The organism is Kaistella chaponensis, assembly GCF_900156725.1.
GTDB classification, from domain to species: domain Bacteria; phylum Bacteroidota; class Bacteroidia; order Flavobacteriales; family Weeksellaceae; genus Kaistella; species Kaistella chaponensis.
In genome coordinates, this window is sequence record NZ_FTOI01000005.1 from 80,036 (window position 1) to 100,491 (window position 20,456).

Annotated in this window: 17 protein-coding genes; 12 read left to right on the forward strand and 5 right to left on the reverse strand. The window is 36.6% G+C overall.

What is annotated here, in order from left to right; translation table 11 throughout:
• Window positions 1–75: 75 nt before the first annotated feature.
• The 5 genes from BW932_RS06735 to BW932_RS06755 form a co-directional block, all read right to left on the reverse strand.
• The gene (locus BW932_RS06735) at window positions 76–2,214 is read right to left on the reverse strand and encodes a S46 family peptidase (protein WP_076386690.1); all 2,139 of its coding nucleotides are present in this window, start codon (window positions 2,212–2,214) and stop codon (window positions 76–78) included.
• Window positions 2,215–2,324: 110 nt separating this feature from the next.
• Entirely contained in the window at window positions 2,325–3,698 is a 1,374-nt protein-coding gene (locus BW932_RS06740) for a T9SS type A sorting domain-containing protein (protein ID WP_076386692.1), read from the reverse strand.
• A 187-nt stretch (window positions 3,699–3,885) separates the two neighbouring features.
• Window positions 3,886–4,341, reverse strand: a complete 456-nt coding sequence (locus BW932_RS06745) for a GNAT family N-acetyltransferase (protein WP_076386694.1) — start codon at window positions 4,339–4,341, stop codon at window positions 3,886–3,888.
• A complete protein-coding gene (yihA, locus tag BW932_RS06750; protein WP_076386859.1) occupies window positions 4,338–4,958 on the reverse strand; it encodes a ribosome biogenesis GTP-binding protein YihA/YsxC in 621 nt (206 codons plus the stop codon). The genes BW932_RS06745 and yihA overlap by 4 nt, the downstream gene beginning before the upstream one ends.
• Window positions 4,959–5,013: 55 nt before the next feature.
• On the reverse strand, window positions 5,014–5,778 hold the full coding sequence (locus tag BW932_RS06755) for an alpha/beta fold hydrolase (protein WP_076386696.1): 765 nt from the start codon (window positions 5,776–5,778) through the stop codon (window positions 5,014–5,016).
• Between the two features lie 252 nt (window positions 5,779–6,030).
• On the opposite strand from BW932_RS06755, the gene mraZ reads away from it, so the two are divergent.
• The 12 genes from mraZ (at window position 6,031) to ftsA (ending at window position 20,443) form a co-directional block, all read left to right on the forward strand.
• Window positions 6,031–6,501: a division/cell wall cluster transcriptional repressor MraZ gene (mraZ, locus tag BW932_RS06760; protein ID WP_076386698.1), complete on the forward strand. Its 471-nt coding sequence runs from the start codon at window positions 6,031–6,033 to the stop codon at window positions 6,499–6,501.
• A 20-nt stretch (window positions 6,502–6,521) separates the two neighbouring features.
• Window positions 6,522–7,415 carry a 16S rRNA (cytosine(1402)-N(4))-methyltransferase RsmH gene (rsmH, locus tag BW932_RS06765; RefSeq protein WP_076386700.1) on the forward strand — a complete coding sequence of 298 codons (894 nt, stop codon included), beginning with the start codon at window positions 6,522–6,524 and terminating at the stop codon, window positions 7,413–7,415.
• A gap of 34 nt (window positions 7,416–7,449) precedes the next feature.
• A complete protein-coding gene (locus BW932_RS06770) occupies window positions 7,450–7,815 on the forward strand; it encodes an FtsL-like putative cell division protein (RefSeq protein WP_076386702.1) in 366 nt (121 codons plus the stop codon).
• The gene (locus BW932_RS06775) at window positions 7,799–9,790 is read left to right on the forward strand and encodes a penicillin-binding transpeptidase domain-containing protein (RefSeq protein ID WP_076386704.1); all 1,992 of its coding nucleotides are present in this window, start codon (window positions 7,799–7,801) and stop codon (window positions 9,788–9,790) included. Before BW932_RS06770 ends, BW932_RS06775 begins: the two co-directional genes overlap by 17 nt.
• A gap of 3 nt (window positions 9,791–9,793) precedes the next feature.
• The gene (locus tag BW932_RS06780; RefSeq protein ID WP_076386706.1) at window positions 9,794–11,254 is read left to right on the forward strand and encodes a UDP-N-acetylmuramoyl-L-alanyl-D-glutamate--2,6-diaminopimelate ligase; all 1,461 of its coding nucleotides are present in this window, start codon (window positions 9,794–9,796) and stop codon (window positions 11,252–11,254) included.
• 15 nt (window positions 11,255–11,269) lie between these two features.
• Window positions 11,270–12,511 (forward strand): phospho-N-acetylmuramoyl-pentapeptide-transferase, encoded by a 1,242-nt coding sequence (gene mraY, locus BW932_RS06785; RefSeq protein WP_076386708.1) that lies wholly within the window; start codon window positions 11,270–11,272, stop codon window positions 12,509–12,511.
• A gap of 58 nt (window positions 12,512–12,569) precedes the next feature.
• Window positions 12,570–13,895 carry a UDP-N-acetylmuramoyl-L-alanine--D-glutamate ligase gene (gene murD, locus BW932_RS06790; RefSeq protein WP_076386710.1) on the forward strand — a complete coding sequence of 442 codons (1,326 nt, stop codon included), beginning with the start codon at window positions 12,570–12,572 and terminating at the stop codon, window positions 13,893–13,895.
• Between the two features lie 69 nt (window positions 13,896–13,964).
• Window positions 13,965–15,194, forward strand: coding sequence for an FtsW/RodA/SpoVE family cell cycle protein (locus BW932_RS06795; protein WP_076386712.1), 1,230 nt, complete (start codon window positions 13,965–13,967; stop codon window positions 15,192–15,194).
• Window positions 15,195–15,293: 99 nt separating this feature from the next.
• Window positions 15,294–16,475: an undecaprenyldiphospho-muramoylpentapeptide beta-N-acetylglucosaminyltransferase gene (murG, locus tag BW932_RS06800; protein WP_076386714.1), complete on the forward strand. Its 1,182-nt coding sequence runs from the start codon at window positions 15,294–15,296 to the stop codon at window positions 16,473–16,475.
• A gap of 1 nt (window position 16,476) precedes the next feature.
• Window positions 16,477–17,832 carry a UDP-N-acetylmuramate--L-alanine ligase gene (gene murC / locus BW932_RS06805; protein ID WP_076386716.1) on the forward strand — a complete coding sequence of 452 codons (1,356 nt, stop codon included), beginning with the start codon at window positions 16,477–16,479 and terminating at the stop codon, window positions 17,830–17,832.
• A 111-nt stretch (window positions 17,833–17,943) separates the two neighbouring features.
• Window positions 17,944–18,999, forward strand: coding sequence for a cell division protein FtsQ (locus tag BW932_RS06810; protein ID WP_076386718.1), 1,056 nt, complete (start codon window positions 17,944–17,946; stop codon window positions 18,997–18,999).
• Between the two features lie 79 nt (window positions 19,000–19,078).
• Entirely contained in the window at window positions 19,079–20,443 is a 1,365-nt protein-coding gene (ftsA, locus tag BW932_RS06815) for a cell division protein FtsA (protein WP_076386720.1), read from the forward strand.
• Window positions 20,444–20,456 lie beyond the last annotated feature (13 nt).

Below are 20,456 nucleotides of genomic sequence, written 5' to 3' on the forward strand. Positions count from 1 at the left end.
ATTATCGCAGGATGATACAAAAAAAGAAAGACTGCTGAAAATTCGGCAGTCTTTCTTATAAATTTATCGGGCGAGTTATTTCACCAAAGTCATTTCACTAATTAAGTGACCAGCTTGTCCATATTTTTCGATGGTCCAAAGAACCATTCTGATATCTACGTTAATTGTTTTCTGCCATTTCTTATCGAAGATAATATCTCCACTAAGTGCTTCGCTGTTACCATCGAAAGCAAGACCGATCAATCTTCCGTATCCATCCATAATCGGAGAACCAGAGTTTCCACCTGTAATATCATTGTCTGACAAGAAATTTACGGGCATAAATCCTTTTTTGTCTTTATACTGTCCGAAATCTTTTTTCTTCACCAAATCTAATAATCTTTGTGGCAAATCAAATTCCTCGTCACCTTTTTTGTATTTGGCAACCATTCCATTAATATCGGTATAGTAGTTATTTTTCTCATTGATGCCGAAATATTTTCTATCGGTGCGCTCTGGAAGCGTTGTAACTTTCCCAGTAGTTATTCTCATGGTAGAATTTGCATCTGGATAGAAGTCTTTCTCTGGTTGAGATTTTCTTAAACCGTCTAAAAACATTCTGGTATTTTTAGCAAAAGCTTCATCAACTTTGGCATATTTCTCAGTTTCTAGTTTTTGATCGGTAATGTATCCGTTTGCCAATTTAAACATAGGATCGGCATCGATTTTCAATCGGTCAGGATTGTTAACAAAATTCAAAGCAGATTCTTTGTTAGCAAAAATAGAAGAGAATGCTTGGAGAGAGAGATTTTTTGCATCTGCACTCATCAAAGTTGGGGATGCAACATCTTTATTAACTTTTTGTTGATAAAGGTTTACCAAAGAGTTGAGCATTTCACCTTCTAAATTCACATTAAGTTTGTCGTACGCTTTGTTAATTGCGTCGGTTACTTTCTGCTTCATGGCAGTTTTACCGGCATCATCTTGATCTGCATAGGTTTTCAATAGCGTTCCCAACTGATAAGAAATCGGAATATATTTGGCATTTCTCTGCATTATTTGCGAATAATTACGCTCTACATTTCTGTTTGAAATTTGCAGATAGTTGGCTTTAAGATCATCTAAAACTCCACTATACATGGCTTGATTTTCTGGCAATAAAGCCCATGCCATATATTTTCCTTCTAAAGCTTTCTTCTCGGCGATGGTCCCATTTTTATTTACGGCTTCGATAGTTCCTTGTCTGTTTTTCCAGTAGTTTGCAACAGAAGCATATTGGGATGCATAGTCTAATTTAGTTGCCTGATCTTTGTCCATGAACTTTTTCATCACGTCCATTGCCATTTTAGAAGCTTCTACCCAAGCTGGATAGTCCTTATTAACCATTTGTTCGATTCCGAACGAAGTCAAGAATCGGTTTGTTCTCCCTGGAAAACCGAGGATCATTGTAAAATCTCCCGGTTGATATCCTTTTAAGGAAATTGGAAGCGCATGTTTTGGAGTCATTGGGACATTATTCGGCGAATATTCTGCTGGATTTCCGTTTGCGTCTGCATATACACGGAAGACAGAAAAATCTACAGTGTGTCTTGGCCATTCCCAGTTGTCAGTATCGCCACCGAATTTACCTAAAGAATTTGGTGGAGTTCCAACCAATCTTACATCTTTGAAATCTTGATAAACAAAATAATAAAATTCATTACCATTAAAGAAATCTCTTACGGTTACCACATATTTCCCATTCTCGGAATTTTCGGTTTGAATGGCTTTGTATTCTGCATCGATGATTGCTTTTCTTTCGTCAGCAGTCATGTTGTTATTTAATTTGGCATTAATTCTTTTAGAAACATCATCCATTCTGACCAAGAATCTTACAGAAAGTCCTTTGGAAGGGAGTTCCTCACTTTTTTTCATGGCCCAGAATCCATTAGTTAAATGATCTTTTTCTGGAGTAGAAAGTGCAGCAATCGACCCATAACCACAATGATGGTTGGTAAAAAGCAAGCCTTCTTTTGAAACCATTTCTGCGGTACAACCACCACCAAACTGAACAATTGCATCTTTCAGGCTTGATTGGTTTATAGAGTAAATTTCCTCTGCTGTGAGTCGAAGACCATCTTTCTGCATGTCAACGCCATTGAGTCTTTTAATCATCATTAAAAGCCACATTCCTTCGTCGGCTTTAAATTGTACAAAGCTCAACATAAAGGTGAGCAATAAAAATATTCTTTTCATTTATAAAATTTTAGTAGGGCTAATTTAAGAAAATCATTTCATATAGGACTTTAGATCAAAAAAAAATGGATGAGAAAAACTCATCCATTCTATTGCGATCATTATAAAAATTATTTTTTGATCAATTTCGTATTTTCTACAGATCCGTTCGTGTATAATACTTGTAAAATGTAAGTTCCTTTGGTTAAAGAAGAAACATTCACTTCACCTTTAGTTTGAACAGCTTTTACTCTTTTACCAGAAAGATCCATGATGCTTACTGCTTTAATGTCTTCTTTTGAAGATACATTTACAACATCAACTGCTGGGTTAGGGAATACTTTTAAAGTAGACTTCACTGCATTTTCGTTGGTTGCTAAAGCTAAATCACCACTAAATTTAAAAATTCCCTTTGTTTGAGCAGCATCAGCGAAATCACCACACCACCCTGTAGTAGAATTAAGGAATTGTACGGTACCTCTTTGTTGGCCATTATCAATTGCAATCCAGTTTAAACCACCATCTGTGGAATATGAACTACCTGTTTTTGTAGCATCAGCGGTAGTATTTCCGGTTGAAACATAAGTATTAGGAGTTCCTTTAACATAAGTGATGTCTCCATAGTACATCGGACCATTAGGAATAATTGGATTAGGACTCCAGGTTTGTCCACCGTCTGTAGTAGGGTAAAGGGAAACTGTAGGTGTTTGACCGGTTACTTCGCCATCAACAGTAATTAAAAGACCATTATTTGAATCTTTGAAAGCCATTGAAGCTGATGAACCAACAGTACCAGCAGTGGCATCTCCACTACCGAAATCTAAAGCTGGTGAAAAATAAATGTTCCAAGTAAGTCCTTTATCTTGTGTACGAACAATTCTACCTTTTGTGGTACCAAACCACAAATTGTCGCCAATAGCATAACGTACTCCTGTTAAACCATACTCAGTTGAAGAACTCGGCGATGGAGCAGTTACTACTGCACTCCAAGCTGTACCGCCATTTGTCGTTCTGAAAATTTCAAATTTTCCGCCAACAGGATCTCCAGCAGTGATACCTATGTTTGCATCCCAGAAATAGACAATGTTACCAAAAGAAGAAGCAGAAAATACATTTTGCTTTGTCCAAGAAGTACCACCATTCGCTGTTTTATAAACACCATTTCCGACTGTACCACCATCAGAAGGTGCAGTTACAACCCACGCAGTATTTGCATCGAACGCCGCAATGTCACCAACAAGTGCAGCAGCAGGAGCACCCGTAATATTACCTGGAGTCCAGGTTGTTCCACCGTCAATCGTTTTAGTGAAGGTTTTAGGATAAGTTCCGCCACCTTGTGATAAAGGTCTACCATCTGAAACTGTTGTCCAAACAACATTTGCATTGACTATAGCGATTTCTCTAGGAGCAAATGACGTAGGTAGTTTTGTCGCCTGTGGTACCCAAGTTTGTGCTTGAGATGCCATTGAAACTAGCGCAAAGCCAGTAAGTAAAAATTTTTTCATAACCTTTTAAATTAAATGATTTTGGTAAAAGTATATAATTCATCTTTATTAAACAAATTATATTGTTACTTTTTTAAACAATTGCTAATTTAAGTACGTAAAAAGCACATAATCGTTTGAATAAAAATCATATTCGGACAGAATTTTCAAATATCCAATTTTTTCACCAAACAGCGTTTCGTGCATTTTAAGAATATTTAATCATTTCAGTGTGAGGGATGTTATCCTCTAAATACTTGTTTTCGGTCGCTCTAAAACCAAAATCTGAATAAAATTTTAGCAAATAATCCTGCGCAGATATTTTAATATTTGGGGTGCGAAATTTTCCTTCGATGGTACTCATCGCAATATTCATCAATATCTTTCCTAATTTAAGACTTCTGTAGGATGGGTGTGTGAGGACTCTTCCAATGGATGCTTCGGTAAATTTTATTCCCGGTTCGAAAATTCTGCAGTACGCTAAAATCTGACCCTCACTTTCTGCCCACACATGTACCGCATGTTCATCGGCTCCATCAGCATCAAGATAATAGCAGGTTTGTTCTACGACAAAAACTTCTTGCCGGATTTTTAAAATTTCGTACAGTTCTTTTGTGGTAAGCTCTTCAAAAGATTTTATTTTCCAGATGCGTTCTTCGATCATTCGAACTTCACTTTATTTTTAATTAACAGTTCATTGGTTTTGGTAATAAACTCCAAAATCTCGTCGCCTCCAATTTTCTTTTCTGCTGAAGTTACGTACATGTCTGGTAATTCTTCCCAACTTTTCAAAAGCTCATTCCGATATATCTCCACATTTGCATTGACAGTATTGGGTTTTAATTTATCAGCTTTCGTAAAAACGATCGAAAAAGGAATTCCGCTCTCTCCACACCATTCTATAAATTCGATATCGATTTGCTGTGGAGAATGTCGGGAATCAACCAAAACAAAAAGGTTCACCAGATTTTGTCGGTTCAATATATAATTGGTATTAATTTTCTCAAAGTCCTTTCGCATACTTTTCGAAACTCGCGCATAACCGTAACCTGGTAAATCAGTAAGATACCAATTTTCATTGATTAAAAAATGATTAATCAATTGTGTTTTTCCGGGAGTTTGAGAAGTTTTTGCCAAATCCTTGTGATTCATCATCGCATTGATGAGTGACGATTTCCCCACATTCGACCGGCCAATAAAAGCATATTCTGGCAAGTTGGGTTCCGGACATTCCTGCCATTTACCACTGCTTTTTACAAATTCCGTTGTTTTGATAACCATTTGTTTTTTTTTCAAATTTATTAAATAAAAAATGGAAGCTAAAACTTCCACTTTACTAACTTTCTAAACCCTGCAACCAGTCATATAAGATCTGATTAAATTCATCGGGTTTTTCCATCATTGCTGCATGCCCACAATTTTCAATCCAATAAAGAGAAGATTTGGGTAGAAATTTATTCATATCTATAGCCACTTCGGGTGGCGTCACATTATCTTGCTTTCCCCAAATCAAGCAAACAGGTGCTGTAATTTTAGGCAAGTCATTTAACATATTATGTTTTATAGCGCTTCTTGCAAGCATAACTGTTTTGATTCCTCTCATGCGGTCATTGACAAGAGTAAATACTTCATCAACCAATTCTTCGGTCGCAATATCAGGATCAAAGAAAACCTCTTGTGTTTTCTTTTTAATGTATTCTTTATCAGATTTTCTCGGGAAACTGTCCCCAAAAGTCCTCTCATAAAGACCAGAACTTCCTGTGAGCACCAAATTTTTTACCAATTCGGGTCTCGCCAAAGTTAAAATCAAACCTACATGACCTCCCATCGAATTCCCAACGATGGTTACAGGTTCAGTTGTTTTTGACTCGATAAATTTTGCGACATATTTCGCAATCGTCGTTAAGTTGGTATTTAAAACGGGAAGATCGTATATTGGCAATACAGGTACAAAAACTTTGAAACCTCTTTCCGAAAAAAACTTCACGGTTTTGTCAAAATTGCTCAAACCACCCATCAATCCGTGTAATAAAATCAACGGATGCCCTTCTCCAGCTTCAATGAAAGAGAATTTCTTTTCTTTTTTCGTAATAAATCTCATAAAATTGCTTTATCAGCGTCGCAAAAATACAAATTTAACACCAATATTGATTTGGTTGTTTAAATTTTAATAAATGTAATATTTTTAATAACATCTAAAATCATTTTTTCGTAAAAATTCCAAAAAATATTACAGAACCATAACTGCTTTTCAATCAATTATTTAATGCCAAAATCCAAAACTTATTAACATTAAGTCAAAAAGTGGGAAAAAGTGGGAGGTTTTAGAATTTTTTATATAAATTTGTCCCAAATGAAGAATTTCATCGGCACTTACGAATGCAAAATGGACGACAAAGGTCGCATCAAACTTCCCTCATCTTTGGTAAAGCAGATGGAGGATTTTGGCGGTGATTCCTTTGTGGTAAAGCGTTCTGTGTTTCAATCCTGCCTAGAAGTTTATCCGATGAAGGGTTGGGAAAAGCTGATGGAAAAAATAAATAAGCTCAATCGATTCCAAAAGAAAAATGCCGATTTTATTCGCCAGTTTACGGCCGGTTTAAAAACTGTTGAGCCAGACAACGCTGGAAGATTGCAGATTTCTAAAGATCTTACGCTTTTTGCAGACCTAAAAAAAGAAATCGTGATAACCAGCGCAGGGGAACTTTTTGAAATTTGGGACAAAGATGCTTATGAAAAAGTAATCGCCACTTCCGAAGAGGATTTCGCAAAATTAGCTGAACAAGTGATGGGCGAAATAAGTTTTGATGACAGCGAAAATTAATCCGCGAAATAATAAAAAAGATGTATCATAATCCCGTTTTATTGAAGAAAAGTGTAGATGATTTGGTGACGAATCCTGACGGAATTTATGTAGATGTAACTTTCGGCGGCGGCGGTCATTCTCGTGAAATTTTAAAAAAACTTTCTCCTAAAGGGAAGCTTTACAGTTTCGACCAAGATTTAGATGCATTGAAAAATACAATTGATGATGACAGATTCACATTGATTAACCAAAATTTTAGATTTCTGGAAAATTCTTTGATGGCTTATGGAATCACTCGTGTTGATGGTGTTTTGGCAGATTTGGGAGTTTCTTCTCATCAGTTTGATGAAGCTTCCCGAGGATTTTCAACCAGAATGAATGCTCCTTTAGACATGAGAATGAATGTAATGCAGGTTTTAGACGCCAAAAAAATCATTAATGAATATGAAGAAGAACAATTAGCTTCTATCTTTTATTATTATGGAGAACTAAGAGAGTCCCGAAAATTAGCAAGAGAAATCGTCAATCATAGAAAAACCAAAATAATCGAAACGACCGACGACTTAAAAAAACTCTTCAGCTATATTCCACAATTCAAGCAAAATAAATTTTTTGCACAGGTTTTTCAGGCAATTCGCATTGAGGTAAACCAAGAATTAGAAGTATTAAAAGAAATGCTTGTACAGTCTTACAATACTTTAAAACCACAAGGAAGATTGGTCGTAATTTCTTACCATTCCTTAGAAGACCGTTTGGTAAAAAGGTTTTTGAAAAACGGAATGTTCGAAGGCGAACCTGCGCGCGATATTTATGGGAATTTTTCAAAAATATTTGATCTTCTTCAAACCAAAGCAATTATTCCTTCTGAGGAAGAAATCGCAGAAAACTCCCGTGCAAGAAGCGCAAAAATGCGTGTTGGAATAAAATTATAATTGATTGGTGATTCACTATCATTCATCTTGAAAAATGGCAAAAAGACCTTCAAATCGCCCGCAGAAAAGACTCACTTTTATAGATGTTATAAAAGGAAATTTCCTCAATCGCGATGAAGTAAAAATCCATTACAAGTATTTTATGTTGGTCTTTTTATTAATGATGATCATGATCTACAGCAATCACTTGGTGAGCCAGAAAATAGAAATGGTTAATGATCTAAAAGAGCAGACCGAGGAATATAAATCACGGAATGCATACGCTCAAAGCAGATTGATCAAAGTTAAATTAGAATCAGAATTAGGAAAAGAAATGGTGCAGGATTCCCTCTTATCTTTAGAAAATCATCCTCACAAATTATTGATAAAACTAGACAGTACAGATGGCGGTTCAAAATGAATTCGAAAATAAGCGCTCAAAAACATTACGATGGGGTTACTTCTTCGCAGGTTTTGCCTTTGTCTTATTTATGATCTTTCTCGCCAGAATAATTGTCTTGCAAAACACTAATGTTCAGGAAATTAAAGACGATTATATCAACAAAAACTACCGCGAAGCAAGCTTAAAAGCAGCACGCGGAAATCTGTATGCTGCAGACGGTTCTATTCTTGCCACGACCGTAATGCGATACGATGTTTATCTCGATTTCAAAACCATAAAAGACACGGTTTACTCCAACAATATCGGTGCGTTAACCGATTCATTGTCACAAATGTTTGGCAAACCCAGAAGTTATTTCAGAGATCGACTTGATCAACAGAAAAAAGAGAAAAACCAATATTATGCATTAGCAAAAGGTTTAGATTTCGATGAGTATGACCGGATTCGGAAATTCCCGATTTTCATTAAAGGAAAAAATAAAGGGGGATTCATCATCGACCGAAAATTCAAAAGAGAATTGGCAACCACTCAAATCGGAGCAGGAACAATCGGAATGGACAATGGAGAATCGCAATCTGGTTTAGAAGGTGCTTTTTCCAAATATTTAACCGGAAAAGATGGAACCCGTTTGGAGCAAAGAGTCAATTCTAGCCAATGGAAACCTATCGATTACTGGAAAGTGAACGAACCCATTGATGGACAAGATGTTTACACGACCATCGATTTAAGAATTCAAGATATTGCAAGCTCAGCTTTAGAAAAACAACTCATCAAATTTGATGCAGATCATGGTTGTGTTTTAGTGATGGAAGTAGCCACTGGAAAAGTAAAAGCCATGGTTAATCTTCGCCGAACTGAACCCGGAATTTATGTTGACGCCTACAATTATGCCATGAAAGACGCCTCAGAACCAGGATCGACTTTCAAAACAGTTTCGCTTTTAGCAGCAATGGACGATGGTTTCATTGATGAAAATACGACCGTAAATGTTGGGAACGGAATTTGGGTTTATGCGAAACAAAGAATTTCTGACGGTCACGGCGGCGGAACTTACGATATTTCAGATGTTTTAGCGAAATCGAGCAACGTTGGTTCCGCAAAACTGATTACCAAATATTATGCAGACAAACCGCAGGTATTTTTAGACCATTTAAAAAGATGGAAAATGTTCGATAAAATGGATATCGAACTTCCCGGCGTTACCAAACCCTATATTGTAACTCCAGAAAGCAAAAGATGGAACGCTGCAACGCTTGCTTCTTTAGCTTACGGATATTCTTCTCGGTTTAATTTGTTGCAGTTAACCACTTTTTATAATGGTCTTGCCAACAAAGGAGTCATGCTAAAACCTTTGTTCATCGATAAAATTATGAAAGATGGGCAGGTTCTCTTCACCGCCAAACCAGAAATCATGGTTAAAAAAATGGCTTCTGAAAAAGCAATTACGATGATGACCAATGCTTTAACAAAAGCAGTGGAAAAAGGAACTGCAAAAAGTATTTTCACCCCAAATTTAAAAATGGCGGGGAAAACAGGTACCGCAAGATTCGAATATTGGAAACCGGGTCCCGCAAAATATCAAGCGAGTTTCGCCGGCTTTTATCCCGCAAATAATCCAAAATATACGTGTATTGTAATGATTAATCAGCCAGATAATTCCAAAGGTTTTTATGGTGCAACAGTTTCAGCTCCGGTTTTTAAAGAAATCGCAGGGAAAACATTTTTGAAAACACCACAAAATATAGAGCAAGAATTACTGGTCGACAACAAGGTAGATTTAAGCAAAATGATCGAGCCTTCTGTAAAAATAGCAGTTACCAGAAACCAAATGCCAAAAGTAACAGGTCTTATCGGAAAAAATATTATTCCGCAATTGGAAAACCAAGGATACCGAGTTGATTACAAAGGGGTTGGAAGAATTAAAGAACAATTTCCAGTAGAAGGCACTATTATTAATAAGAATCAAAGAATTTATCTGCAATTACAGAACTAAAAAATGCATTTACAAGAATTATTAAATAGAATCCCCGTTTTAGAAATGATCGGAAATCAAAATCCCGATGTTTCAGAAATCATTTTCGACAGCCGAAAAGCTGTGGCGGATTCTCTATATATTGCCATCAAAGGAACTGTTTCCGATGGTCACACCTTCATCGATTCTTCTATTGAAAAAGGTGCGAAAGTAATTATTTGTGAAATTTTACCCGAAGTTCTGCATGAAGCAGTGACTTACATTAAAGTGAAAGATAGCTCGAAAACTTTAGGTCAGTTGGCTTCTAATTTTTACGGAAATCCTTCAGAGAAATTAAATTTAATCGGCATTACAGGAACCAACGGAAAAACTTCTGTTGCTACTCTCCTCTTTGATATTTTCAAAATTTTAGGTTTTCAATCGCTTTTGATTTCCACAGTGGAATACCGAATTGGGGACGAGATAATTCCCTCCACACACACCACTCCTGATGTTATCCGAATCAATCAAATGTTGGCAAAAGCCGTAGAATTGGGTTGCGAATATGCTTTTATGGAAGTTTCTTCCCACGGAATTCATCAAAACAGAACGGAAGGTTTGCATTTCAAAATCGCCGGATTTACCAATATTACGCACGATCATCTCGATTATCACAAAACTTTTGAGGACTATTTAAAAACCAAAAAAAGATTTTTCGACGAGTTAAGTTCAGACGCAATTGCCATCACCAATATTGATGACAAAAACGGAAACTTCATGCTACAAAACACCAAAGCGAAAAAGAAATCTTACGCTTTGAAAACAATGGCAGATTTCCATGGCAAAATGTTGGAAACCGACTTCAATGGCATGCTTCTCCACTTTAATGGAAAAGAATTCTGGTCGACTTTAACCGGAAAATTTAATGTCTATAATTTGCTTTTAGCCTATGCAATTACGGAAGAAAGTGGTTTTCATAGTGAAGATATTTTAAAAGCAATGTCTCAATTAAAAACCGTAAAAGGCAGATTTGAAACCGTAAAATCTGAAGGCGGAATTTTCTTCGTTATCGATTATGCACATACTCCGGATGCGTTGGAAAATATATTAGATTCCATCAACGAAATCCGTACGAAAAACGAAAGATTAATCACGGTTTTCGGTTGTGGAGGCGACAGAGATCAGGCAAAACGCCCCGAAATGGGAAAAATTGCGACAAGAAAATCTACTTTGGCAATCATCACTTCAGATAATCCGAGGACAGAAAATCCAGCAGACATCATTAAAGAAATCGAAGCTGGAGTCGAACCGCAGTATTTCAGCAAATACACTTCCATTCCCGACCGAAAAGAAGCGATAAAAATGGCCATTAAATTTTCCGAACCGAAAGACATCATCCTGATCGCTGGAAAAGGTCACGAAAATTATCAGGAAATTAATGGGATCAAACATCATTTTGATGATAAAGAAACGGTACTGGAATTAGCAAAATTAATGTCAAAATAAACCAAAAACAAGAGCATGTTATACTACCTCTACGAATATTGCATCGCCCACGGAATTCATATTCCGGGAATTGGCATGTTTAAATTTATCTCTTTCCGAGCTGGAATGGCGGTCTTATTGTCATTAATCATTGCGATGGTTTTTGGGAAGAAAATCATCAATTATCTGCGACAGAAACAAATGGGCGAATTGGTTCGCGATTTGGGTTTAGATGGTCAGAAACAAAAAGAAGGCACACCAACAATGGGTGGTTTGATCATTATTATGGCAACCTTAATTCCCGTGCTCTTATTTACCCGCATATTTAATGTGTATATCGTTTTGCTGATTACCTCCGTCGTTTGGATGGGTGCGATCGGATTTATCGATGATTATTTAAAGAAAGTAAAGAAAAACAAAGACGGACTCAGCGGAAAATTCAAAGTGATCGGACAAGTTGGTTTGGGATTAATTGTGGGAGTTACCATGTATTTTCATCCCGATATTACCGTAAAAAGAAAGTATGCAGATGCAAAAGAAGTGAATCGGAATAATGTAGAAAGAAACTTTATGCCGACGGAAAAATCTACGGTTTCTACCGTTCCTTTCGTAAAAAATAACGAGTTCGATTACAGCGGAATTTTATTTTGGATGACGCCTGAAAAAGCACACGAATGGTCTTGGATTGTTTTTATCCCAATCGTAATTTTTATTGTGACTGCAGTTTCCAATGGTGCGAATATAACAGATGGAATCGATGGTCTCGCTGCAGGAACAAGTGTCGTCATTTTGCTCACCCTTTCGTTTTTTGCCTACATTTCGGGGAATATCATTTTTGCCGACTATCTCAATATAATGTTCCTTCCGAATATGGGTGAAACGACCATTTTTGCGCTCGCTTTGGTCGGTGCTGTGATCGGATTTTTCTGGTACAATACTTATCCTGCGCAGGTTTTTATGGGCGATACCGGAAGTTTAATGTTGGGCGGAGTTATCGCAGTTTTAGCCATAATTCTCCGAAAAGAATTAATGATTCCTGTCCTGTGCGGAATTTTCTTAATAGAAAACATTTCTGTCATGTTACAGGTTGCAGTCTTTAAATATAGAAAAAGAAAATATGGGTTAGAATATGCCCAAAACAATAGGTTATTTAAAATGTCTCCATTGCATCATCACTACCAAAAAGAAGGGTATCACGAAAGTAAAATTGTGAATAGAATGGTGATTATGGGCGTTTTATTTGCAATAATCTGTTTGATTACCTTAAAAGTTAGATAAATAAAAAGCGTAGAGAGAACATTTTACACTGTACTTGATACATTTTACAAAACGAAATATGAAAATAGTAGTTTTAGGTGGCGGAGAAAGCGGATTTGGCGCAGCTTATTTGGCGAAGAAAAAAGGCATTGATGTTTTCTTGTCCGATAAAGGCATGATCAAAGAGGACTTCAAAAAACTTTTGACCGACGCCGAAATCGAGTTCGAAGAAGGGCAACATTCGGAAGAAAGAATTCTCGCCGCAGATTGGATTATCAAATCTCCCGGGATTCCTAAAAAAGCGGATATTATTTTTAAAATTAACCAAAAAGGAATCCGATTATCTTCAGAAATTGAGTTCGCTTCACAATTTACTGATGCTAAAATAATTGCCATCACCGGAAGCAACGGAAAAACCACGACGACTTCTCTCATTTATCATATTTTAAAAAATGATGATCTGAAAGTTGGTCTTGGTGGAAACATTGGGAAAAGTTTTGCCAAACAAGTTGCTGATGAAAATTTCGACTACTATGTTTTAGAAGTAAGTTCATTTCAACTCGACGATATTCAAAATTTTAGACCGTATATTTCTTTGTTGTTGAATTTAAGTCAGGATCATTTGGATCAATACAACTACAATTATGAGGAATATGCATTGGCGAAATTCAGAATTGCAGAAAACCAAGAAAAAAATAATTTCTTCATCTACAATAAGGATGACGAAATGAGCATCAACTTGCTCGAAAAATTAGAAATCAACGCTAAAATGATCCCTTTTTCCACGAAAGAGAAAATGAAAGAGGGAGGTTTTATCAATGACGGAAAGTTGATTGTGAAAATGGAGAACGAGTTCTCCATGAAAATCGAAGAGCTTTCTTTGGTCGGTAATCACAACATTGCGAACAGTTTAGCCGCTTCTATCGCCGGAAAAATTTTGAAAATAAGCAATGAAAGCATCCGAAATTCATTGATGACTTTTCAAGCGGTTGAACACCGTTTGGAACAAGTGACAGAAATTGATGGGGTAAAATTCATTAATGACAGCAAAGCAACCAATGTCAACGCAACTTATTACGCTCTTGAAAGCATGAAACAACCCACGATTTGGATTGTAGGTGGCGTTGATAAAGGAAATGATTACACCGAAATTGAAGATTTGGTAAAGAAAAAAGTGAAAGCAATTGTTTGTTTAGGAATTGACAACCAGAAAATTATCGACTTTTTTCAAGACAAAACAGAACTGATTTACAGCACATCAAGTATGGAAGAAGCCGTGAAAGTTTCGAAATCTTTAGCTGAAAAAGGGAATACGGTTTTACTTTCCCCATGTTGTGCAAGTTTCGATTTGTTCAACAATTACGAAGACCGAGGAAATCAGTTCAAAAAAGAAGTTTTAAAATAGAAAATGAAGTAGGATCATATCGAAAATCGTCCTACACCAAAACATAAAATCAGAAACGATTCCAACAAAATGCAGGAAACAGAAAACAAATTCGAACTATTAAAAGGCGACAAAGTACTTTGGAGCGTGATCTTGCTGATCTCGTTCTTCTCTGTATTTCCCGTCTATTCTGCAAGTTCAAATTTGGAATTTATCGTGAATAATGGAACTACGACGACGCACTTAATGAAGCACATGTTTTTCGTATTCCTTGGTTTAGTGATTATGCGATCTGTAGGATTTTTCAAATACGAACACATCGGTAAACTCAGCAGTATTCTATTGGGAGTAATGGTTTTGCTTTTAGGTTTAACCATGTTTACAGGACAGAAAATCGACGGTGCTTCCGCTTCCCGCTGGTTAAAAATTCCTGGAACGCCCATTTCTTTTCAACCTTCGTCTTTCGCCTATTTGCTGCTTGTGATTTATCTCTGCAGATATTTAACCAAAAGAATTAAAAGAGACCGGCTTCCGATAGAGAATGTATTTTATATTTTCGGACCTGTACTTTTGGTTTTTGGATTGGTCGCAAAAGATAACGGTTCTACCGCTTTAATGATTTTAATGGTTTCACTTGCTGTAATGGTTATCGGACAACTGAACAAAAAATATATTTTAGGCTTCATGGGAATTTCCACGGTCGCGATCGGATTATTTATGTTTTTGGCATTAAAAACCGATTTGATTGGAAGCAACCGTGTTCACACTTGGATGAGCCGTGTAGAAACTTTCAGCAATGCCAAAAAAACCACCGATGTTGAAGATGAAACCTTAAAAGCAAAAAATTATCAGGTGATGCAGGCAAAAGCAGCCATCGTTCACGGCGGAATTACCGGAATGGGACCTGGAAAAAGCGCGTTGAAACAAATGCTTCCACAATCTGCCTCCGATTTTATTTTTGCCATTATCGTCGAAGAATATGGATTTTTTGGGGCGGTGTTTTTAATCGTTCTTTACCTCATCATGATCATTAGAATTGTAATGATTGCCAGTAAAATGCCCGCTTTTTTCGGCAGCTTGCTTGTGCTGAGTTTAGGAATCATGATTTTTATGCAACTTTCCGTAAATATTGCGGTCGCCATTAATCTCATTCCGGTTACAGGACAACCTTTACCTTTGATAAGTTACGGTGGAACCTCGATGTTGGTTACTTATATCCAATTGGGAATAATTTTAAATGTGAGTTCAAGAATTCAAGTTTACGATGAAGAAGGAATGGGCAAAACACAAAATATTGAAGAAATAAATGATATTGCGTAAAGTAGATGTATTGCGAAATTAATCTAATTAAAACCGAATATTTTTAGATTACAATCGCAAAATATCTGGCGTTACAAACATAAAGTAAGAATAGAAATAATGTCAAACAATTTAGAACAAAAAGCTAAAAGCCAAAAGCCAAAAGCAATTCGCGTTTTAATGAGCGGCGGCGGAACTGGTGGACACATCTTTCCAGCAATCGCTATTGCCGATGAAATCCAAAAAAGATTTCCGGATGCAGAATTTTTGTTCATTGGTGCGAACGGAAAAATGGAGATGGAAAAAGTTCCACAAGCAGGCTACAAAATTGTCGGACTCAATATCGCTGGATTCGATCGAGGAAATTTGCTGAAAAACATCAATCTTCCTTTCAAAGTCATTTCAAGCTTGATGAAAGCTAGAAAAACCATCAAAGAATTCAATCCCGATATTGCCATTGGAACAGGAGGATTTGCAAGTGGACCCGCTTTGTATACGGCTTCGAGATTAGGTGTTCCTATTTTTGTACAGGAACAGAATTCTTTGCCGGGAAAAACAAATATCTTCTTATCTAAAAAAGCAAAAGCAGTTTTCACCGCTTATCCGAACATGGAGCAATTTTTCCACGGAACGAAAACTTTTTTCCTCGGAAATCCTATTCGTAAAAATATTATTACAGATTTAATTGAAACAAAATCTGCAAAAGAAAAATTAGGTTTAAACCCAGAAAAACTCACCATCCTTTCTGTTGGCGGCTCTTTAGGCTCAAGAACAATAAACAACGGTTGGAAAGAAAACTTCAATCAAATCGTTGAAAAAGAGTACCAACTTATTTGGCAAACTGGGAAAACAGATTATGCTGAAATTGTTGATAGTTGTCGGTTGTCGGTTGATGGGAAATCAGACAACCAAAAATCAACAACCAACAACCAAATTCTCGTCAGAGAATTTATTTCCGACATGGCTTTAGCCTACTCCGCCGCAGATGTTATTGTTTCCAGAGCTGGAGCAATTGCGATTTCGGAATTGGCGGTCGCGAAAAAACCCGTGCTTTTAGTACCATTTCCTTTTGCGGCTGAAGATCATCAAACCAAAAATGCGATGACTCTAGTTGAAAAAGACGCGGCGAAAATGGTAAAAGACACCGAAATGAAGGACAGATTTCTATCCACTTTATTAGCAATCTGCGAAAATGAAAACGAAAGAAAAGAAATGTCTGCAAATCTGGAATTTTTTGCAAAACCAAAAGCGACAAATGAAATAGTGAGCAAAATTTTAGAACTAATAAACATTCAATCATAAGATGAAATCTTTAGAAACATATCAAAACTTCTACTTTGTAGGAATCGGCGGCATCGGAATGAGTGCTTTGGCGCGCTACTTCAACGAATCGGGAAAAAATGTTTTGGGTTACGATAAAACCGTGACCAAGTTGACCAATGTCTTGGTTTCAGAGGGAATCGATATTGTTTTTGAAGATGGTATTAATGATAAAATTAAAAACCTGGATCGGGAAAATACGCTCGTCATTTATACGCCTGCAATTAAAAAACTTGATATTCTCAACTATTTCAATGAGAATGGTTTCACGGTTTTGAAAAGAGCGAAAGTCCTCGGAATGATTACCGAAAACACCAATTGCATCGCCATCGCAGGAACGCACGGAAAAACAACAACTTCTTCGCTGGTTGCGCATTTATGTAAAGAAGCAAACCTTCCTTTCTCCTGTTTTTTAGGGGGAATTGCAGAAAACTTCAAATCGAATTTTTTGTTTAATGGAAATGAAATCTCCGTGGTTGAAGCCGATGAATACGACAGAAGCTTCCTCAATCTTTCCCCAAATTGGGCTGCAATAACTTCGATTGATGCAGATCATTTGGATATTTACGGCGACAAAGAAACGATTGAAAAAGGATTCAGAGATTTTGCAGATTTGGTTCCGGAAAGTGATCAACTTTTTATCCGAAAAGGAATTCAGATTGGAAGAGCTGCGAAAACGTATGCCGTAAATGAGGAAGCCGATTTTTATTCGGACAATATCCGAGAAATTGGTGACAAAATTTATTTTGATTTTCACACCCCAACACAAGAAATTGATGATTTCGTTTGGGAAATTCCGGGAATTCATAATGTGGAAAATGCAACGGTTGCTATTGCAATTTTAAATAATTTGGGCGTTGATTTTGAAACTTTGAAAAGCGGTATTGCCAATTTCAAAGGGATTAAAAGAAGATATACGAAACATAATTTCGATAGCGGAAAAATCTATATCGATGATTATGCGCATCATCCAACAGAATTGAATGCGGTAATTGGATCAATTAAAACTTTTTATCCGCACAAGAAATTATTGGTGGTTTTTCAGCCACATTTATTCAGCAGAACCCGCGATTTTGCCGATGGTTTTGCCGAAAGTTTAGATAAAGCAGATGAATTGATCTTGCTCGATATTTATCCGGCGCGTGAATTACAGGAGAATTTTGAAGGCATCACTTCGAAATGGCTTTTAGAAAAAATAAAATTAGAGAACAAGGAAATTTCAACCTTAAATGAAGCTTTTGATAAAATAAAAAATAAAGATTTCGATGTTTTATTGACGGTAGGAGCCGGAAATATCGATACGCTTTATGATGGAATTGTAGAATGGTTGAATGGCTGATTCAAACACAGAGCACACAGAGAAAATTGCGTAGAGTGTCTCATAGAGCCACTTCGCTTATAAAAGAATTAACTATAAAACCTTTGTGAACTTCGTGTTCAAAAAAAAGAAATGAAAAACAAATTCAGAATATTAAAAATATTAATTACAGTAATCATCTTTGGATTTCTGTTGAGTTTTTCGTTGAAAAGATTCAATAATAAACCCATGGAAAAAGTCACGGTAAACATGACCAAAACCAAAAATCCGGTTTATTTTATTGATGAGAAAGATGTAAAAGATTTGGTGAAAAGTTCAAATCCCACGAAAAGAGTGGGCGATATTGATATTCCGCTGTTGGAGAAAAAGCTCAATCAACTTCCTGCGGTCGACAGTGCAAACGTCTATTTGAATTTGAATGGAAATCTGAATTTAGATATCAAACAAAGAGTTCCTGCTTTCCGATTAAACAAAGACGGAAAAGATTTTTATGTGGATGAAAAAGGAAATGAGTTCCCGATTTCGAAAAACTATTCTTTTCCCTGCATGCTGGTTACCGGTGACGTTCAAAAATCTGAGTACCAAAAATTGGCAGAATTGGTCGATAAAATTGATAATGATGAATTCAGCAAAAAATATTTTATTGGAGTCTCCAAAGAAAAAGGCGGCTACAATTTGATAACGAGTCAGGGAAATTATAAAGTTGAAATCGGTGATTTAGATCGAATTCATCTGAAAGTAAAAGGTTTTAAAACATTTGTCGAAAAATATCTGGTTTATCAGCAAGGCGAAAAATACAGCAAAATTTCTGTAAAATATGATAACCAAATTGTCACGACACTCAATCCTAACTTTGAAGAAAATGACAGTATCATTGTCGTAGGAAATAAGGAGTTGGCAAAATTACCTTTGCTTGCGCAGAAAAAAGAAGAAGCCATAAAACACAGCTCCACAAAAGCGACCACAGCAGAAAAACTAAAGCCGGTTGTTAAAAAAAACACCGCTAAAAAGGCAGAGCAAACAAAAACAACTTCTGCTAAACCGAAATCAGCACCGGAAAAGCTTAAAACAAAGCAAGAAGGAAAAACAGTAAAAAAAGAAAAGGAAAAACCTAAAGCATCTCAATCAAAAAAAACCTCAACTTCCGCTACGAAGCCTAAACCCAAAGCGAAAGTGAAAATAGAGTAAAAAAAATCTCTAAGTGACAATTTAGAAATGCAACGGAAAAAAACCTGAAAAAAATATTAGAAATCAAATCGACATACAAATGGAAAAACACGAGTATTCAGTAGGCCTAGATATTGGCACCACAAAAATTGTAACGATTGTCGGTAGAAGAAATGCCCACGGAAAAATTGAAATTCTCGGCGTTGGAAAAGCAAAAAGTTTGGGTGTTCACAAAGGAATTGTGAACAATATTTCCCAAACTATTCAGTCCATAAAAGCCGCAGTAGCAGAAGCGCAATCCAGTTCCGGCGTACTTATCCGAAAAGTTACCGTAGGAATCGCTGGCAAACACATTCGCTCTCTTCAACATTCAGATTATATTATGAGGGACAATCCTGATCAATATATTACCGAAGAAGATATCGAAAGACTGAAAGATCAGGTTAAAAAACTAGTGATGCTTCCGGGCGAAGAAATTATTCACGTCCTTCCGCAGGAATATAAAGTTGATTCTGAAGGCGAAATTCAGGAACCCATCGGAATGCACGGAAAACGATTGGAAGCGAATTTCCACGTGGTGGTCGGACAAATGGGAAGTATTAGAAACATTGCGAGATGCGTTCGTGAAGCTGGTTTAGAGATGGAAGCTTTAACCTTAGAACCATTGGCTTCTTCCGAATCTGTTTTAACCAAAGAAGAAAAAGAAGCTGGAGTTGCCATCGTAGATATTGGTGGCGGAACTACAGATATTGCTATTTTTAAAGATAATATTATCCGTCATACTTGCGTCATTCCTTACGGTGGCGGAATCATTACCGATGATATCAAAGAAGGCTGTTCAATCATTGAAAAACATGCAGAACAACTGAAAGTAAAATTCGGATCTGCAGTTCCTGAGTTAGAAAAAGATTCTACGTTCGTAACCATTCCAGGATTGCACGGAAGACCAGATAAAGAAATTTCTCTGAAAACTTTGGCGCAGGTTGTGAATGCAAGAGTCGAAGAAATTTTAGAAATGGTGAATACGGAGCTTAAAGCTTACGGCGCCTTTGAACAGAAGAAAAAACTCATCGCAGGAATCGTTTTAACTGGCGGTGGTTCAAACCTTCGTCATCTGCGCCAATTAGCCAACTATACCACTGGTTTCGACAGCAGAATCGGTTTTGCAAATGAATACATAGCAAACGATAAAAATCAACAGTTAAAAGGTCCAGAATACGCTACATCAATCGGATTGCTCATGGAAAGTTTGAAAATCCGTGATAAGAAAAACGGCCTTGAACAACCAGAAGAAGTGGTAGAAAAACAGGAAATCATCGACACTCCAAAGGTAATTGTAGAAACACCTGAATTTAGAACCGAAGAAATAGCAGTTCCAGAAACCGCAAATCGAAGAAAAGACAAACCCACGATCGGACAAAAAATCATGGAAAGTGTAAAAAAATTCTTTGAAGAAGTAGAATAACCATCAAACACGA

Excerpts from the sequence above, each read along its gene's own strand:
- BW932_RS06795 (WP_076386712.1), top strand. The coding sequence starts at position 13,965 with ATGCAGGAAACAGAAAACAAATTCGAACTATTAAAAGGCGACAAAGTA.
- rsmH (WP_076386700.1), top strand. The coding sequence starts at position 6,522 with ATGTATCATAATCCCGTTTTATTGAAGAAAAGTGTAGATGATTTGGTG.
- mraZ (WP_076386698.1), top strand. The coding sequence starts at position 6,031 with ATGAAGAATTTCATCGGCACTTACGAATGCAAAATGGACGACAAAGGT.
- BW932_RS06745 (WP_076386694.1), bottom strand. The coding sequence starts at position 4,341 with ATGATCGAAGAACGCATCTGGAAAATAAAATCTTTTGAAGAGCTTACC.
- BW932_RS06740 (WP_076386692.1), bottom strand. The coding sequence starts at position 3,698 with ATGAAAAAATTTTTACTTACTGGCTTTGCGCTAGTTTCAATGGCATCT.
- BW932_RS06775 (WP_076386704.1), top strand. The coding sequence starts at position 7,799 with ATGGCGGTTCAAAATGAATTCGAAAATAAGCGCTCAAAAACATTACGA.
- BW932_RS06780 (WP_076386706.1), top strand. The coding sequence starts at position 9,794 with ATGCATTTACAAGAATTATTAAATAGAATCCCCGTTTTAGAAATGATC.
- BW932_RS06755 (WP_076386696.1), bottom strand. The coding sequence starts at position 5,778 with ATGAGATTTATTACGAAAAAAGAAAAGAAATTCTCTTTCATTGAAGCT.
- ftsA (WP_076386720.1), top strand. The coding sequence starts at position 19,079 with ATGGAAAAACACGAGTATTCAGTAGGCCTAGATATTGGCACCACAAAA.
- mraY (WP_076386708.1), top strand. The coding sequence starts at position 11,270 with ATGTTATACTACCTCTACGAATATTGCATCGCCCACGGAATTCATATT.
- murD (WP_076386710.1), top strand. The coding sequence starts at position 12,570 with ATGAAAATAGTAGTTTTAGGTGGCGGAGAAAGCGGATTTGGCGCAGCT.
- murG (WP_076386714.1), top strand. The coding sequence starts at position 15,294 with ATGTCAAACAATTTAGAACAAAAAGCTAAAAGCCAAAAGCCAAAAGCA.
- BW932_RS06735 (WP_076386690.1), bottom strand. The coding sequence starts at position 2,214 with ATGAAAAGAATATTTTTATTGCTCACCTTTATGTTGAGCTTTGTACAA.
- yihA (WP_076386859.1), bottom strand. The coding sequence starts at position 4,958 with ATGGTTATCAAAACAACGGAATTTGTAAAAAGCAGTGGTAAATGGCAG.
- murC (WP_076386716.1), top strand. The coding sequence starts at position 16,477 with ATGAAATCTTTAGAAACATATCAAAACTTCTACTTTGTAGGAATCGGC.
- BW932_RS06770 (WP_076386702.1), top strand. The coding sequence starts at position 7,450 with ATGGCAAAAAGACCTTCAAATCGCCCGCAGAAAAGACTCACTTTTATA.
- BW932_RS06810 (WP_076386718.1), top strand. The coding sequence starts at position 17,944 with ATGAAAAACAAATTCAGAATATTAAAAATATTAATTACAGTAATCATC.